Raw genomic sequence first — 14,210 nt, 5'->3', positions numbered from 1 at the left:
CCTGTGATTATCCCTAGTAAAAATGTTAGGTTACAGCTTCCATATACGAATCCTATATTTAAGAAAGAATAGGTGAATTTTATAAAGATGAAAAATCCTAAAGTTCAATTATTATTTGTATTTACACTTGTCTCTATCATTCTCTTTCTGTTGGATACATCCATTATCTCGCTATACAACTTTGTCGACGTACTATGGTCTATCACAATAGTAGGAATTGCCGTCATTATTTTTATCGAAAACCGTTCCCCACAAAGTACTTTAGCATGGTTTTTAGTATTAGCACTTCTTCCTGTTGTTGGTGTACCTTTGTACGCTCTTTTTGGCCGAAGTCGTTGGAGAAGAAAGAAGCATCTATATCGTTCAGAAGAGCAAAGAAAATTATTCCGTGAGATTTTAGAAGGAAAACGCCTAGATTTATCATTCACTTCCTCATTAAGTGAGCGCTCTACTTATTTAACACAGGTTGTACAAAAATTCGGTGGCGGTCCTGTTGCCAATAATACCACAACAAAACTCTTAACAAATGGGGATCAAACATTTACAAACATTATACAAGCTATTGAAAATGCTACACATCATATACATATTCAATACTTTATTTATCGAGCAGATGAAATTGGTACAAAAATTCGCGATGCATTAATAAAGAAAGCAAAATCTGGTATAATTGTACGCTTTCTTTATGATGGAATCGGAAGCAATTCATTACGAAATCGTTTCTTACAACCCATGAAAGATGTAGGAATTGAGGTTGTGGCATTTGATCCTATTCTTTCGTCATGGCCACTTGAAACAGTAAATTATCGTAACCATCGTAAAATTGTCATTGTAGATGGAGAGATTGGTTTTACAGGTGGGCTCAACGTTGGCGATGAGTATCTTAGTCGTTCTAAAAAATTCCCAATTTGGCGTGACAGCCACTTAAGAATAGAAGGAAAAGCATTGTACAAATTACAGGCAATATTCCTTGAGGATTGGCTCTATGCCACTAATGGTTTAAATAGTTATTCTTGGAATCAATTTATGAATACAAAATACTTTCCAGGTAGAGAAAATTCTCATGCAGAAGGTGCTGTTCAAATTGTAGCAAGTGGACCAAGTTCAGGTGATACAAACATTCGTAATACTTTACTTGCTGTTATGGGTTCTGCTAAGAAATCAATTTGGATCGCAACACCCTACTTCATTCCGGATCAAGAAACATTAACATTACTACGTTTAAGTGCAATGGCTGGAATAGATGTCCGCATTCTATATCCAGGTAAGAGAGATAGAATCATTAGTGATCTAGCATCTCAATCATACTTCACACCACTGCTAAAAGCCGGTGCTTCAATTTACAGCTATAAAGATGGTTTTGTTCACGCTAAAATTGTACTTGTAGATGATAAAATTGCAACAATTGGCACAGCAAATATGGATGTCCGTAGCTTTGAACTAAATTATGAAATCATTAGCGTACTTTATGAATCTAAGACAGTTCTTGATATTAAACGTGATTTTGAAGAGGACTTTAACCATTCAACTGAAATTCGATGGAAATCATTTCAAAAACGTAGTATTCGAAAACGAATACTGGAATCCCTAATGCGTCTAATTTCCCCTTTATTATAATTCTGAAAAAAGTGATCAAAACAAATTTGATTACTTTTTCCTTTTATAATCACATGTTTTCTGCAAAACAAAAGTGGTTCTTACGCATATTTAGCGAAACAACGAAAGAATTTTTAATTGACAATACAATCGTTCATTTTTTATGAAACTTCAGAGTGAAAATGTGTTCAAGCAAGACTCTATCTTTTCTTTAATACGTACAATTTTTAAATCGTCACCAAAAGAGCTTAAGAACCATTTTTCATTACACTGGAAACGAAGTCGGAAGTTAAACGAGTTCGCGGCAAAATTCCCGTGCGAAGCTCACTCATTTCCTTATTTATTTTAACAGGTTTCATTTGTATGCAAGTAACAGAAGCTGATAGCAAAGCCATCTCTAAAGAGACCTACTACCAGCGTAGCTACGTTTAGAGCAAAGTAGTTTTTTTCGTAACAAAAACGACCATTTTTGTTACAACGGTTTGTACCAAAATATAAATCCAAGTAAACCAGCAATCTATCTGTAACAAAAATATGTAACAAAATTATTTGTAACAATATCTATTAAAAGACATTTTTGATACAATAAAAATAAAAAAGGAAGAATTACATGAAATTTGGATATATGCGAGTGTCTACGATTGATCAAAAATTAGATCGCCAAGAACAACAATTAAAAGAAGCCGGTTGTGAACGTATTTTTTTTGAAAAAATAACAGGAGTTAAACGAGATCGTCCTGAGTTGAATCGTATGTTAGAATTTCTACGCCAAGGAGATACAGTAATAGTAACAGATTTGACTCGTCTTTCTCGTTCTACAAAAGATTTGATTGAAATTGCCGAACTCATTTCTCAAAAAGGAGTAAACTTGAAAAGTCTAAAAGAAGCTTGGCTTGATACAACAACAGCACACGGAAAAATGCTCTTTACTGTTTTTGCAGGGATTGCTCAATTTGAAAGAGATTTAACCTCTGAACGAACAAAAGAAGGCATCATAGCAGCCAAGAAACGTGGGAAACATCCCGGAAGACCAAAAACTGATGAGGAAAAGGTAAATTATGCTTTATATCTTATAGATCAAGGAATGAATCGTACGGATGCTGCAGAAAAAGCTGGTATCTCTCGCATGACACTGTATCGTAAAATACAACAAAAAGATAATTAGCAATACAAATGAAAGGGACAGAGTAGAAATAATATATCATTATTTGCTACTTTGCCCCTGGTTACAGTAACGCTGGTACTGGGCCAACTAAGGAAAGTTAGATATCTCAATAATATAGTGGAACAAGATCATCGTTTGATTAAGAAACGCGTGCGTTCTATGTTTGGATTCAAGTCATTTAAAACAGCAACCTCTATATTGAGTGGTGTTGAAGCCATGCATATGATGAAAAAAGAACAGATTGATTTACGGGACCAGTCTGTCCAAAACCAGAAAGAATTCATCCATCAATTGTTTGGACTTGCAGCATAAGATAAGATTCCGTTAAGAATATATGCGCTTTATTCTTTGTTATTTTTGCACCAGAACCCGAAAAAATGATAATCTCCCCCTAAAATAAGTGGGAAAACTTTCAAATTGCTATTCTACTGTAGAAGGAAAATGATACATTAATAATTAAGGTAATACTGTTCACTATTTAATTCTAAATTACATAGAAAGATATTGAGGTGCAATAGATGATACATAATATCCCAGATATTTATACGAAAAAAATTCTTATAGTAGATGATGAAAAAGAGATTTTAAATTTGTTGGAAGCAGTTTTAAAGAAAGAGGGATTTCAACATATTTATACGTGTACAACAGGAGAAGAAGGAATACGCATATGTAGGCAAGTACAGCCAGATCTTATCATATTAGATATTATGCTTCCAGATTTAGATGGATATAGTGTTTGTCAGCAAATTCGACAGTTTACATTCGTTCCGATATTCTTCTTATCGGCGAAAAATGAAGATTTAGATAAAATACTTGGATTAAGTATAGGTGGCGATGATTATATTACAAAACCTTTTAGTCCGAAAGAAGTAGCATATAAGATGAAAGCATTTTTTCGACGCAATCAATATCAAGAAAAGGCTCGGAATATGTATCAGTTTGGAGACATTACGATAGATGAGGCACAAGGGACAGTGTTAAGGGCTGATACATTACTAACTTTAACAGCAAAAGAATTTAATATATTACTATTTTTAATAAAAAACCCAAATCAAATTTTTAGTAAGGCTCGCTTATATGAAGCTGTCTGGGGCGAAACGTATCTGGGTAATGACAATATTATGATGGTACATATGAGACATTTAAGAGAAAAAATAGAGGATAACCCTTCCAAACCTCATTACCTTGTAACAGTAAGGGGACTAGGATATAAACTTAATACAAAAGGTGATGCAAGATGAAGTGGAAGGTCACGAGACTATATATTACCTCATTAATAGGATTAATTATGTTTATCCTAATCGTTCAATTTTTTGCTTTTAGTTATTTAGTATTTACTTATAACCGTGAGGGAATGGACGATCCAGAGGGCTCAGTATTAGCTTTTCAAAAAGAAATCACAGTAGAAAATGGAAGTATTTCTATAACAAATAAAGGAAAAAAATTTTTACAAGAACATGGCGCATGGTTACAAGTATTAAATCATAATAGTGATGAAGTATTTCAAATGTATAAGCCTAAAAATACACCAACTCACTATACTCCTAGTGAGTTGATTTTACGCTATAAGTACGATATTGGGAATTATACAACGTTTGTAGGCAAGTTAGATAAAAGTACACAAGTAGAAAGCTACATTGTCGCTTTCCCGTCAAAACAAGCATTGCGAAAATCTGTCTATTTGAACTTCAATAATTTATCTAGCTTCTATCCATATGGGATTTTAATGTTGATAGGAGTAACAGTGGTTTGTATTTTATTATTTGCTTACATTGTGGCAAGGTATATGTCAAAACCTGTTGTCATGATAATTGAACATATTAATAAATTAAAACAAGGACAATATAAACAAGTACCGGAAGAAAAGGGAATCTATGCAGAGGTGTATACAAATCTGAATCAGTTATCACATCAACTAAAGGATATTAACGTTCAAAGAAAAAGACTAGATACGATGCGAGCAGAATGGATTATAAACATCTCTCATGATTTAAAGACACCGCTTTCTTCTATTAAAGGCTATAGTGAAGTTATAGGGAATCGGGAGTATAAAATTACTGCACAAGAAATGTACCAATATGCAGAAGTAATTCAAAGTAAATCAACTTATATTGAAAAGTTGATTGATGATTTAAAACTTACATATCAATTGAAGAATGCGTTGTTACCTATCCATAAAACTACAGTAGATATTGTGAATCTCACCCGAGAAACAATTATTGAATTTATGAATATGCCTCAATATGAGAATCGATTAATTGAATTTGAATGCCCTCAGGAAGAACTAATTATAAAAGCAGATCAGGGATTAATTCAACGTGCCACAGTAAACCTATTGAATAATGCGCTCATTCATACTGATGTTAAAACATTAATACAAGTTCGTATAAAACAAACATCCGGATACACCATAGTTACGATTGAGGACAATGGTGACGGAATAAATAAAAATGATTTACCACATATTTTTGATCGATACTTCCGTGGTACAAATACAGATTCAAAAAGTGGTTCAGGTTTAGGAATGGCAATTGTAAAGGAAATCATCGTAGCTCACGGTGGAGAAATTGCAGTTGAAAGCATCAAAGGAAACGGTACTAAAATTACATTTCAGCTTCCGTTAGAAAATTAAGCTAAACTTAAGGTCAGCTCAATTCAAGATTAAGCAAGAACTTTTATAATAAATGATAGCTTAATTAAGAAAAAGAGGTGCCAATAATGGGAACATACATCATTGAAACAGAAAATTTAACAAAGACATATGGAGCTGTAAATAGTGTGAATCAATTACAAATGCAAGTTGGTAAAGGTGAAATTTATGGCTTTCTAGGCCCAAATGGGGCTGGGAAAACAACGACAATTAGAATGTTACTGGGATTAATAAAACCGACTACAGGTAATATTAAAGTATTCAATCGAGATTTAAAAACAAATCGAATAGATATTTTAAGAGAGGTTGGCTCTCTTGTTGAGTCGCCATCTTATTATGGACATTTAACAGGTCATGAAAATCTAGAAGTAATTCAGCAAATGTTACAAGTACCAAAAAAGAATATTGATGAGGTATTACGTATCGTTCGATTAGAGAAACAAAAAGATAAACTAGTTAAACAATACTCACTTGGAATGAAGCAACGCCTTGGCATAGCAATGGCACTACTTGGAAATCCAAAATTGTTAATTTTAGATGAACCTACAAACGGATTAGACCCTGCCGGGATTCAAGAAATTCGTGAACTCATCAAACAACTGCCAAAGCAATATGATATGACAGTTGTTATTTCTAGTCATTTGCTAAATGAGATGGATCAAATTGCAACACAAGTGGGTATTATTAATAGTGGACAGCTAATTTTTCAAGACAAAATTGAAGTGTTACGCAAAAAAAGTCAGGCATTAATGAAAATACGTGTAAATGATGTAGTAAAGGCACATCAAATTTTAGAACAGCATCAAATTCATCTCGGGCTTGAAGGTGATTGTCTTGTTACGCATCAACAAGAAGATCACCTTATTTCTCACATAAATCATTTATTAGTAAAGCAAAATATATCAGTTTATCGAATTGAAGAAGAGAAGCATACGTTGGAAGAAATATTTCTAAGCTTAACAGAAAAAGGTGGTGTTTTATAGTGATTGCTGCCTTAAGAAGTGAATTATTGAAATTAAAAAGAAAGAAATTATTTTTAGTTGTATTTTTGATACAGTCTTTAGCATTACTTTGGTTATTTGCTATTGTGTCACAAGAAAAAAAGGAATTTCTAAATTGGGAGTCGCTTCTTTCAAGAGTAAGTATGATAAATGCATTATTTTTACCTATAATGATAGCGACAATTACATCTCGAATAATTGATTTTGAAAATAAGGGGAACACCTGGAAGCTATTGTGTGCAATTCCTACATCCAGGCAGCTAGTATATATAACTAAAATTATCTTTAGTCTCTTTTTTCTTGTATACGCAGGTATAATTTCTATTTCTGCAATTATATTAATAGGAAAAATTTTTAATTTTGAAAGTGGAATTCCGGTGACATTATTACTGAAATATGGTTGTTTTACCATTATAGGATGTATTCCAATGGTTATTTTGCAACTCTGGATATCTTTGGTAGTGAAAAATCAAGTATTTGCTTTAACGGCAGGTGTAATCGGCTCATTTCTTGGGTATTTCGGGCAGATGTTACCTTGGAAAACATGGATAATTTGGACCTATTCATCTCTGACAAATCCAATTTCTTGGGCATTTTCCAATGGGAAAATAGTGTTTTTCCCAAACCAAGGAGTCATGATGAATCTTTTGTTAAGTTTAGGAGTTAGTTTATTATTTATCGTTCTTAGCACTGCTCATTTTTCGCAAAAAGATATTCATTAGGAGGATGCAGATATGTTATTAAGCTCATTTCGATGTGAATTATTAAAATTAAAACGTTCAAAAATATGGATTGTAATGACATTCATTCCGCTTATTTGTATTGCGCTTGGACTCATAAATTTTCAAGTAAACTACGATGTCTTAATGAAAGTCTCAACAAATGAGTGGGAGAAGGCTTGGACACAAGTTGGATTAATTTATGGATTATTTTTATTTCCTGTCGTAGTAAGTATTTATTGTGCGTTTGTATGCCGCTTTGAACATAGCGAGGGAAACTGGAAAAAAATCATCTCTTTACCAATTCCATTTCGATATGTGTACATGGCAAAGTTATTAGTAATCGTTATGTTAACTTTATTGACACAAGTATTTTTTTTAATTGCTTATATCTTAATTGGTAAGCTACTAGGTATTACAAGTCCTATTCCTTGGAATTCATTATTAAATTGGTCATTCAATGGATGGATTGGTACATTTTCAATTGCTGCACTACAATTATTTCTTTCATCTGCTATAAAAAGTTTTGCTGTTCCCGTTGGAATGAGTTTTGGTTTTACATGTATAGGAATGATATTTCATTACTTAAATATCGGGTATATATGGCCATTTGCGCAACCAGGATTAGCAATGGACCCTATTCATCTAGAAGGCTTGCAGACTTTCTTTCAGTTTAGTAGTTTTTATGTCTTAAGTTGCTTATTCGTTATTATATTTACTTTTGTTGGAGTTCGAAGATTTACAATAAAAGATATTATATGAATAGAAGTACAGCGAAATTAACAAGAGAGGAACTGATAAATCTAGTAAGCAAAATTGTAGAATGTGAAGGAACTGAAGAGGAGATTGATGAAATGATAGAAGTTGTAGAAAGAAATGTTTCACATCCAGAAGTAAGCGATCTAATATATTGGAATGATGAAAATCTTACTCCAGAACAAATAGTAGATATAGCACTAGCGTATAAACCAATACAACTTTAGAATTTTTAATAAAATCTTACTCTTGCTACATAAATAACAATAAAGTAAATGCTTTATTAGATAAAACTTAAAAGAGTTATAAATTCAGCAAAAAAAGGAGGTAGAACTCACACTTGAGTCCCGCCTCCTTTTTGCATTTCCTTATCTCATATATACATAGACTTCGTTCACTGTTACATAGTATGTCTTACCTTGACTGTTGTGTACTTTATATTTGTAAACGGTTAATAGTTATCTATATTTCAGTATTTATCATTGGTGCTATCATCTTTGTAGGTAAACATACAATAGAAGAGTTTCAAGTCAGACAGTATGGTAAACCAGTAATAGTAGAAGTAGTGGATAAGAAAGAATATTCAACTATGCGAGGTAACTCCTATGAAATCAAGTACAAAATAAAAGATAAGACTTACTTAGGTAATATAGATAAAGAGTTATACAAGAAGTTAGACAAAGGCACTAAAATAGAAGTACTAGAATACAAAGGAAAGACAATCATGTATGATAGTTACGATGTAAAGTAAGGGGGATTATATTGAAAAAGAAACGGTTTAGAATTGGTTGTATTGTAGTGTTTCTAGTGTGTACGTTCCTACTCATAGGGGTAGGAACGTACGACGAGATACAAGTCAGACAACATGGTAAGTCAAGTATAGCGGAAGTCGTAGACATGAAAGAGTACACACCTAAAGGGTTTAAGACTTATGAAATCAAGTACAAAGTAGATGGTGAAACGCACACAGGTAGCGTAAGTAAGAAAGTATACAAACGTTTAGACATTGGTTCTCGCATTGAGGTTATTGAGTACAAAGGAAAGACTATGCTATTTGAAAGTTACGATTCAAAGTAAGGGGTATGAATAGTGAATCATAGACGTAAGAAAAAGAAGAATCCAATACACGTAGAAAAAGTACCAAATAGGGTAGAACGCATAGGAAAAGAAGAGAAACTGAAAGAGGAGCAGAGTAACAAGTTTGTTGACATTCTCCTTGGTATTCTTCTTTTCCCAATTATTATATGGGCAGTATTAGAAGGTTCTGGGGGAAAATTAAGTAAAAAGGCAACTCTTGTGGTTATAAGTGTTATTGTTTTCATCTTAGTTGGGGTAGTGATAATAGGAAACAAATAAAGGGGTATGTTATGAGTGAAAAGAAATTCATAAACTTAGAGAAAGACCCAGAGTATGTAGACGACTATGTTGTATTTAAGAGTACAAAGTTTGGAAAAACCTACTACTTAGATTCATCTGTGAAAGAGTATACAGAGTATGAACTTGAAGAGTATATCATGAAACTTGAAGCATACAAGAAAAAGAGAAGGAAGAAGGCTTGGATGTATGTAGGTATTTTCGTCTTATTCTGTTTGGTCTTGTCAGTTATAGAGGGGTATCAAAACGATGAATTAGTTAAAAACGGCAAAGCAAAAGAGGTTATGGTTCTTGGGAAACACATTGAAGAAGAGTATATCATACTGAAACACCCTACTTTAGAGTTGTTTGACAATAACAAAATGAAAAAGATATGGGTGAAACAGGAACTTTACGATAAGGTATATCCGACTGACAGGTTACGAATCATTGAGTACAAAGGTGAAGTTAAGTTAGACCCTAGATATGACGATAAAGACTTAGTCATACAGAAGTATAAGTTTGGGAGGTAATTGTAATATGGTTGAGTAAGGGGCATCTTATCAGCCTGCTATGGACCATGTAAATGTACCTCCCATGAAGGATTTCCCTTTGATTCATATAAGATACCGTCACGTTCCCGTTTGGACTTGCAACATAAGATACGATTTCGTTAGGAATATATATGCTTTATTCTCTTTTGTTTTATTTTTGCACCAGAACCTTTTAACTGGAGTATTAGGAGTTAGACTGCTTTTTTATAAACCCTCATAATTTTTTGGAATTGAGGGTTACTATTAATCTATAATTTATTTAAAATAAAGGTAGTGAAGAGTAACTACTCTTCACCTGAAATAAATATAAAGGAGAATTATAATAATAATGACTTTTCCCAATAATGTTAACGGTATGTGTGAGTATTCAATAATAGAAATTAGATGCTTACCCTATAATTCTGAAACAATAAAATTTCAAAACGACTTTGTTCTTATTTGTAGTACATATCTTAATAAAAATGATAAAGCACATGGTCATACTACATTTGAAATCCAATCTGTAAAAGAATTATCTTATAATAATTCACACGTTAAAGAAGCCAAAAAGTTTGCATTCAAAGGTGGTACTTTAAGGATTAATGATTTTGTAAACATAATTGAGGTGAAAACTGATTATGATACAAAGGTTATAGCAAACCTTTCTTACCAATATTCTAAAGATCAAGAGATGGAATATATACAAAATAAAGACTTACTCCTATTTTCTACTTCAGTAGGAATCAAAGGTTCTTTTTCTAACGTCCCTTATCTTTATCTACCACCAGAATTTAAGACCTACATGGACTACTATGATGCTCATCAAGAATCTAAAATTCTCCATGATGCTTTTTATACTTTGTGTCGAAGCACAAAAGAAGATAGTGAATTCATTGAACAATTTAAGGAACTACAAGATAAACAAAGTATTTTAGAAAAAGATTTATATGATCGTTATTTACAAAATACATATAAGGACTAAATGAATTTCGTAAACTATCCCCACTTCCAGCTTGTTTAGAAGTGATCGCTTCCTAAATTCACCTATCTTGCGTGTTTATTTCTATACAAGTGCAAGAACTAATCATGGATTAGGCTATCTCGTTAGTTTATATAGTTCGGTGAACTACTCACCACCTATGCTAACGCTTAGAGTTGGGAGCTTCTCAGTGTAACAAGAAGCATAAGATGGCCGTTTTGGCCAACTTATGCTTCTTTTAGTTTACCGTCAACTTATGCTTCTTTGAAATAAAGTCATGACGTTTGTAAAAAAGTTGTGATGCTTCACCTCATTTGGTTATGATTATCATAGGGGGTGTTCAAAAAGGAACATCTGAAATTGAAAAGTGATTAAATCTCTAATTAAAAAGAATATTATCTCAACCATTCGAGCTGAACAATTGAATTCTATTTAGAAACAAAGAGAAAAAATTATTTACTATAAAATTTATTAGAAATTTATTTTTATATCGTATCCTTTCAATATAACTTGAAAGGAGAACCCTATGAGAAAATTATTTAGAGTATTAAAGAATATATTTATTATGTTTATTGCGGTTATCTTACTTATATTAGTATCTGTTTTTATATACCATAACTATCAATTAAGTAAGGAATCAGATCTTATTAAAAGTAAGGGAACAATCGTTAAGATTAATAATAAAAAAATGAATGTTTATAGTGAGGGAAACGGTAAGGATACATATGTATTTATGGCTGGCTCTGGGATTGCTGCTCCTGTTTATGAAATGAAAGGAGTATATAGTAAGTTTTCAAAAGAAAATAAGATTGCTGTTGTAGAAAGAGCTGGTTATGGGAACAGTGATGTTTTTAACGATGGAAGGGATATTGATACAATATTAGAACAAACGAGAGAAGCACTTATTAAAAGTGGACATAAACCTCCTTATATTTTAGTTCCGCATTCAATATCGGGAATAGAGGCTATTTATTGGGCACAAAAATATCCGGAGGAAATCAAAGGAATTATTGCGTTAGATATTGGTTTACCTCAGCAGTATGTGAAATATAAAAGCGAAGTGGATAAGTCAACATTAAAAATAAGAGGAATGAATATTTTAACGGAAATGGGTGTTCATCGACTTCTACCTTCTACTACTTATAATCCTGAAGTGATTCGACAATCTTTTTTAACTAAACATGAAAAAGAAATTTATAAAGCAATATCGTATAAACAGTTTTTTAATGTTGATATGAAACAAGAGCTCTTACATTCTTACGAAAACAGTAAAAAATCCGTTAACCTTCCGATACCAAAAGAAACACCTATATTATTTTTAGATGCAGTTGCTGATCAAAATAAAAACTCGAAATATACAAAACAACATTACAAAGATTATAAAGAATTTGCAGAACAACTTGAAATAGCAGATGTTATAAAATTGAGGGGGACACACAGCATTTATTTATACCAGGCTGATGAAATATATAAGCTTTCTAAGGAATTTATCAATAAAAAAGTGAAATGAAGGTTTGCATGATGAAGGGATATCATATTTTAATAGTTGAAGACGATGTAATGATTGGTGATCTGTTGCAAAAAATTTTGCAGCGCGAAGGATACAATGTAATTTGGAAAACAGACGGAAAAGAAGTGTTTGGAATCATCCATAAAATGGACTTAGTTATAATGGATGTGATGTTACCAGGTAAAGATGGCTATCAAATAACAAAGAAAATAAAAAATCTAGGATTAAATATTCCAATTATTTTTCTATCCGCCCGAAGTGATATGGACAGCAAACTCCAAGGTTTGACAATCGGGGAGGATTATATGATAAAGCCTTTTGATCCTAGAGAGTTGTTACTAAGGATGCAGAAAATGTTAGATAATCGATATGGTACTTTTACGCAAATCAAACACTTATATATTGATGCTGAGCATAAAAAAGTTTTCAATAATAACTTGCATAATGAAGTGGTCTTTACTGCGATTGAGCGTAAAATATTCTTCTATTTATATGAAAATAGGGATCGTATTTTAACGAAAGGACATTTCTTTGATTATTTATGGAAATTCGAAGATAGAGATCAAAATATCTTGAATGTGCACATAAAAAAAATAAGAACAAAAATCAATGATAAAACGGGTGAAATTATCCAAAATATATATGGAGAAGGGTATAGATTAAATACCTATATAAAGAAATGAAATTAAAGAAAAAATATCAGTTATTGTTATTTTCTGCTGCTATAAGCGTACCATTTTTATTACTGTTGATTAGTATCTTTATGTCAATAATTTATAATAGTGCCTTTAAGGCAGAAAATAATGACATTCCTTTTCATGAGTCTTTTGCGTATCCTACAATGCTAGTTGTATTTTTTTTATCAATATTGTTATTAGCCTTTTTATTTTCAAAATCGATTAACTCACTATTAAATAAAATAGATATATTAAATAAAACCATTCGAAATTTAGCTAGTGATAAAAAGATTCCGAATAAATTAGACGTTAAAAGTGATGATGAAATAGGAGAACTAATCAGGTCAGTAAATTTATTAATTGAAAGAACTACATATCGAGAATTAGAACTTAAACAGCAAGAGGAAATGAAGAAGGAGCTTTTAAATAAATTAAGGCATGATATTAATACGCCTTTAACAGCTGTCAGGTTACAATTATTTTACTTAGAAGGTCAATATAATAATGACCAAGCACCAATATTAGAATCGTTATATCAACAAATACAGTATATTGCTGAATTAACCAGTGAGTTAAATTTAGAATACACTAATACATTAGAGAATTCTTATATTTTAAATCACGAGGTGAATATACATGATTTATTAGAAGCTATGGTTAAAAAGTGGGATTATTTGTATAGTATTCATGATATTGAATTAATATATAATCCACTAAATAAAGACTTGATATGGATTAGTAACGATTTATGGATTCAAAGGTTATTTGATAACATTTTTCAGAATACGTTAAAACATTCAAAGGCTAAAAAGCTTGAGGTAACCATTGAAAATAGTGTTGTTTCCATTAGGGATAATGGAATTGGTTTTGAAACTAATAGTAAAAATGTGGGGCTTGGATTAAAAATAATTGAAGATATATCTAGAATGCTTAATGTAAAATATATTCTACAATCGAATAACAAAGGGACTTTATTTTATTTTACCAAAAACGAAAATGATATATAAAGCACATTTTATATTGTTTTGTGAAATTCACGGTCAGCTTATGGGTTAATAATTAACTTAAGGCCAATTTATAGATAAAGTGACACTCAGTTCCATGACGAAAGTACTCTTTCATCTGGCTGGGCGTTACTTCGGACTATTCCTGCCTTAGATATTCAACGAATGGAGATTCTTTAGATACCTTGATTATTTTACGAGTGGAAGAATTTTCTTGGTTTTCGCAGTTTCTTTGTCTACTCAACCTTATATAATCACTTGTTAAGG

15 protein-coding genes and 1 pseudogene are annotated in these 14,210 nt (G+C 31.9%); all 16 read left to right on the top strand.

Features of this window, described 5'->3' with window-relative positions; all coding sequences use genetic code 11:
• The first annotated feature begins 87 nt into the window (after positions 1-87).
• The 16 genes and pseudogenes from MR109_RS24700 to MR109_RS24620 all read left to right on the top strand — a co-directional run bounded on the left by MR109_RS24700 (position 88) and on the right by MR109_RS24620 (position 13,946).
• Positions 88-1,617 carry a cardiolipin synthase gene (locus MR109_RS24700; RefSeq protein ID WP_242274208.1) on the top strand — a complete coding sequence of 510 codons (1,530 nt, stop codon included), beginning with the start codon at positions 88-90 and terminating at the stop codon, positions 1,615-1,617.
• Between the two features lie 589 nt (positions 1,618-2,206).
• Positions 2,207-2,761 carry a recombinase family protein gene (locus MR109_RS24690; RefSeq protein ID WP_242274206.1) on the top strand — a complete coding sequence of 185 codons (555 nt, stop codon included), beginning with the start codon at positions 2,207-2,209 and terminating at the stop codon, positions 2,759-2,761.
• A gap of 84 nt (positions 2,762-2,845) precedes the next feature.
• Positions 2,846-3,073 (top strand): annotated as a pseudogene (locus tag MR109_RS24685) (DDE-type integrase/transposase/recombinase); the annotation flags it as partial.
• Positions 3,074-3,279: 206 nt separating this feature from the next.
• The gene (locus tag MR109_RS24680) at positions 3,280-4,002 is read left to right on the top strand and encodes a response regulator transcription factor (protein ID WP_242274204.1); all 723 of its coding nucleotides are present in this window, start codon (positions 3,280-3,282) and stop codon (positions 4,000-4,002) included.
• Positions 3,999-5,393 (top strand): sensor histidine kinase, encoded by a 1,395-nt coding sequence (locus tag MR109_RS24675; RefSeq protein ID WP_242274202.1) that lies wholly within the window; start codon positions 3,999-4,001, stop codon positions 5,391-5,393. The genes MR109_RS24680 and MR109_RS24675 overlap by 4 nt, the downstream gene beginning before the upstream one ends.
• 86 nt (positions 5,394-5,479) lie before the next feature.
• Entirely contained in the window at positions 5,480-6,394 is a 915-nt protein-coding gene (locus tag MR109_RS24670) for an ABC transporter ATP-binding protein (protein WP_242274201.1), read from the top strand.
• Entirely contained in the window at positions 6,394-7,134 is a 741-nt protein-coding gene (locus MR109_RS24665; RefSeq protein ID WP_242274200.1) for an ABC transporter permease, read from the top strand. Before MR109_RS24670 ends, MR109_RS24665 begins: the two co-directional genes overlap by 1 nt.
• Before the next feature lie 12 nt (positions 7,135-7,146).
• Positions 7,147-7,893 (top strand): ABC transporter permease, encoded by a 747-nt coding sequence (locus MR109_RS24660; protein WP_048375718.1) that lies wholly within the window; start codon positions 7,147-7,149, stop codon positions 7,891-7,893.
• Positions 7,890-8,114: a bacteriocin immunity protein gene (locus MR109_RS24655; RefSeq protein ID WP_048375720.1), complete on the top strand. Its 225-nt coding sequence runs from the start codon at positions 7,890-7,892 to the stop codon at positions 8,112-8,114. The genes MR109_RS24660 and MR109_RS24655 overlap by 4 nt, the downstream gene beginning before the upstream one ends.
• A 535-nt stretch (positions 8,115-8,649) precedes the next feature.
• Positions 8,650-8,964, top strand: a complete 315-nt coding sequence (locus MR109_RS24650) for a hypothetical protein (RefSeq protein WP_025147335.1) — start codon at positions 8,650-8,652, stop codon at positions 8,962-8,964.
• Positions 8,965-8,976: 12 nt separating this feature from the next.
• Positions 8,977-9,243, top strand: coding sequence for a hypothetical protein (locus tag MR109_RS24645; RefSeq protein WP_242274198.1), 267 nt, complete (start codon positions 8,977-8,979; stop codon positions 9,241-9,243).
• Between the two features lie 11 nt (positions 9,244-9,254).
• Positions 9,255-9,773 (top strand): hypothetical protein, encoded by a 519-nt coding sequence (locus MR109_RS24640; RefSeq protein WP_048375725.1) that lies wholly within the window; start codon positions 9,255-9,257, stop codon positions 9,771-9,773.
• Between the two features lie 349 nt (positions 9,774-10,122).
• Positions 10,123-10,755 (top strand): hypothetical protein, encoded by a 633-nt coding sequence (locus MR109_RS24635; RefSeq protein WP_242274197.1) that lies wholly within the window; start codon positions 10,123-10,125, stop codon positions 10,753-10,755.
• Between the two features lie 523 nt (positions 10,756-11,278).
• Complete coding sequence (locus MR109_RS24630) at positions 11,279-12,262, top strand: alpha/beta fold hydrolase (RefSeq protein ID WP_242274195.1); 984 nt, start codon at positions 11,279-11,281, stop codon at positions 12,260-12,262.
• Positions 12,263-12,273: 11 nt separating this feature from the next.
• Positions 12,274-12,945, top strand: a complete 672-nt coding sequence (locus MR109_RS24625; RefSeq protein ID WP_242274194.1) for a response regulator transcription factor — start codon at positions 12,274-12,276, stop codon at positions 12,943-12,945.
• Positions 12,942-13,946 carry a sensor histidine kinase gene (locus MR109_RS24620; RefSeq protein ID WP_242274193.1) on the top strand — a complete coding sequence of 335 codons (1,005 nt, stop codon included), beginning with the start codon at positions 12,942-12,944 and terminating at the stop codon, positions 13,944-13,946. The genes MR109_RS24625 and MR109_RS24620 overlap by 4 nt, the downstream gene beginning before the upstream one ends.
• The last annotated feature ends 264 nt before the right edge of the window (positions 13,947-14,210 follow it).

Source organism: Bacillus cereus group sp. BfR-BA-01310, from assembly GCF_022664325.1.
Taxonomy (GTDB): Bacteria; Bacillota; Bacilli; order Bacillales; family Bacillaceae_G; genus Bacillus_A; species Bacillus_A paramycoides.
This window is presented reverse-complemented; position numbering and strand designations above follow the sequence as displayed.

What these genes read in the sequence shown, in the direction of transcription:
- MR109_RS24700 (WP_242274208.1), top strand. Translation starts at nt 88, where the DNA reads ATGAAAAATCCTAAAGTTCAATTATTATTTGTATTTACACTTGTCTCT.
- MR109_RS24690 (WP_242274206.1), top strand. Translation starts at nt 2,207, where the DNA reads ATGAAATTTGGATATATGCGAGTGTCTACGATTGATCAAAAATTAGAT.
- MR109_RS24680 (WP_242274204.1), top strand. Translation starts at nt 3,280, where the DNA reads ATGATACATAATATCCCAGATATTTATACGAAAAAAATTCTTATAGTA.
- MR109_RS24675 (WP_242274202.1), top strand. Translation starts at nt 3,999, where the DNA reads ATGAAGTGGAAGGTCACGAGACTATATATTACCTCATTAATAGGATTA.
- MR109_RS24670 (WP_242274201.1), top strand. Translation starts at nt 5,480, where the DNA reads ATGGGAACATACATCATTGAAACAGAAAATTTAACAAAGACATATGGA.
- MR109_RS24660 (WP_048375718.1), top strand. Translation starts at nt 7,147, where the DNA reads ATGTTATTAAGCTCATTTCGATGTGAATTATTAAAATTAAAACGTTCA.
- MR109_RS24655 (WP_048375720.1), top strand. Translation starts at nt 7,890, where the DNA reads ATGAATAGAAGTACAGCGAAATTAACAAGAGAGGAACTGATAAATCTA.
- MR109_RS24640 (WP_048375725.1), top strand. Translation starts at nt 9,255, where the DNA reads ATGAGTGAAAAGAAATTCATAAACTTAGAGAAAGACCCAGAGTATGTA.
- MR109_RS24635 (WP_242274197.1), top strand. Translation starts at nt 10,123, where the DNA reads ATGACTTTTCCCAATAATGTTAACGGTATGTGTGAGTATTCAATAATA.
- MR109_RS24630 (WP_242274195.1), top strand. Translation starts at nt 11,279, where the DNA reads ATGAGAAAATTATTTAGAGTATTAAAGAATATATTTATTATGTTTATT.
- MR109_RS24625 (WP_242274194.1), top strand. Translation starts at nt 12,274, where the DNA reads ATGAAGGGATATCATATTTTAATAGTTGAAGACGATGTAATGATTGGT.
- MR109_RS24620 (WP_242274193.1), top strand. Translation starts at nt 12,942, where the DNA reads ATGAAATTAAAGAAAAAATATCAGTTATTGTTATTTTCTGCTGCTATA.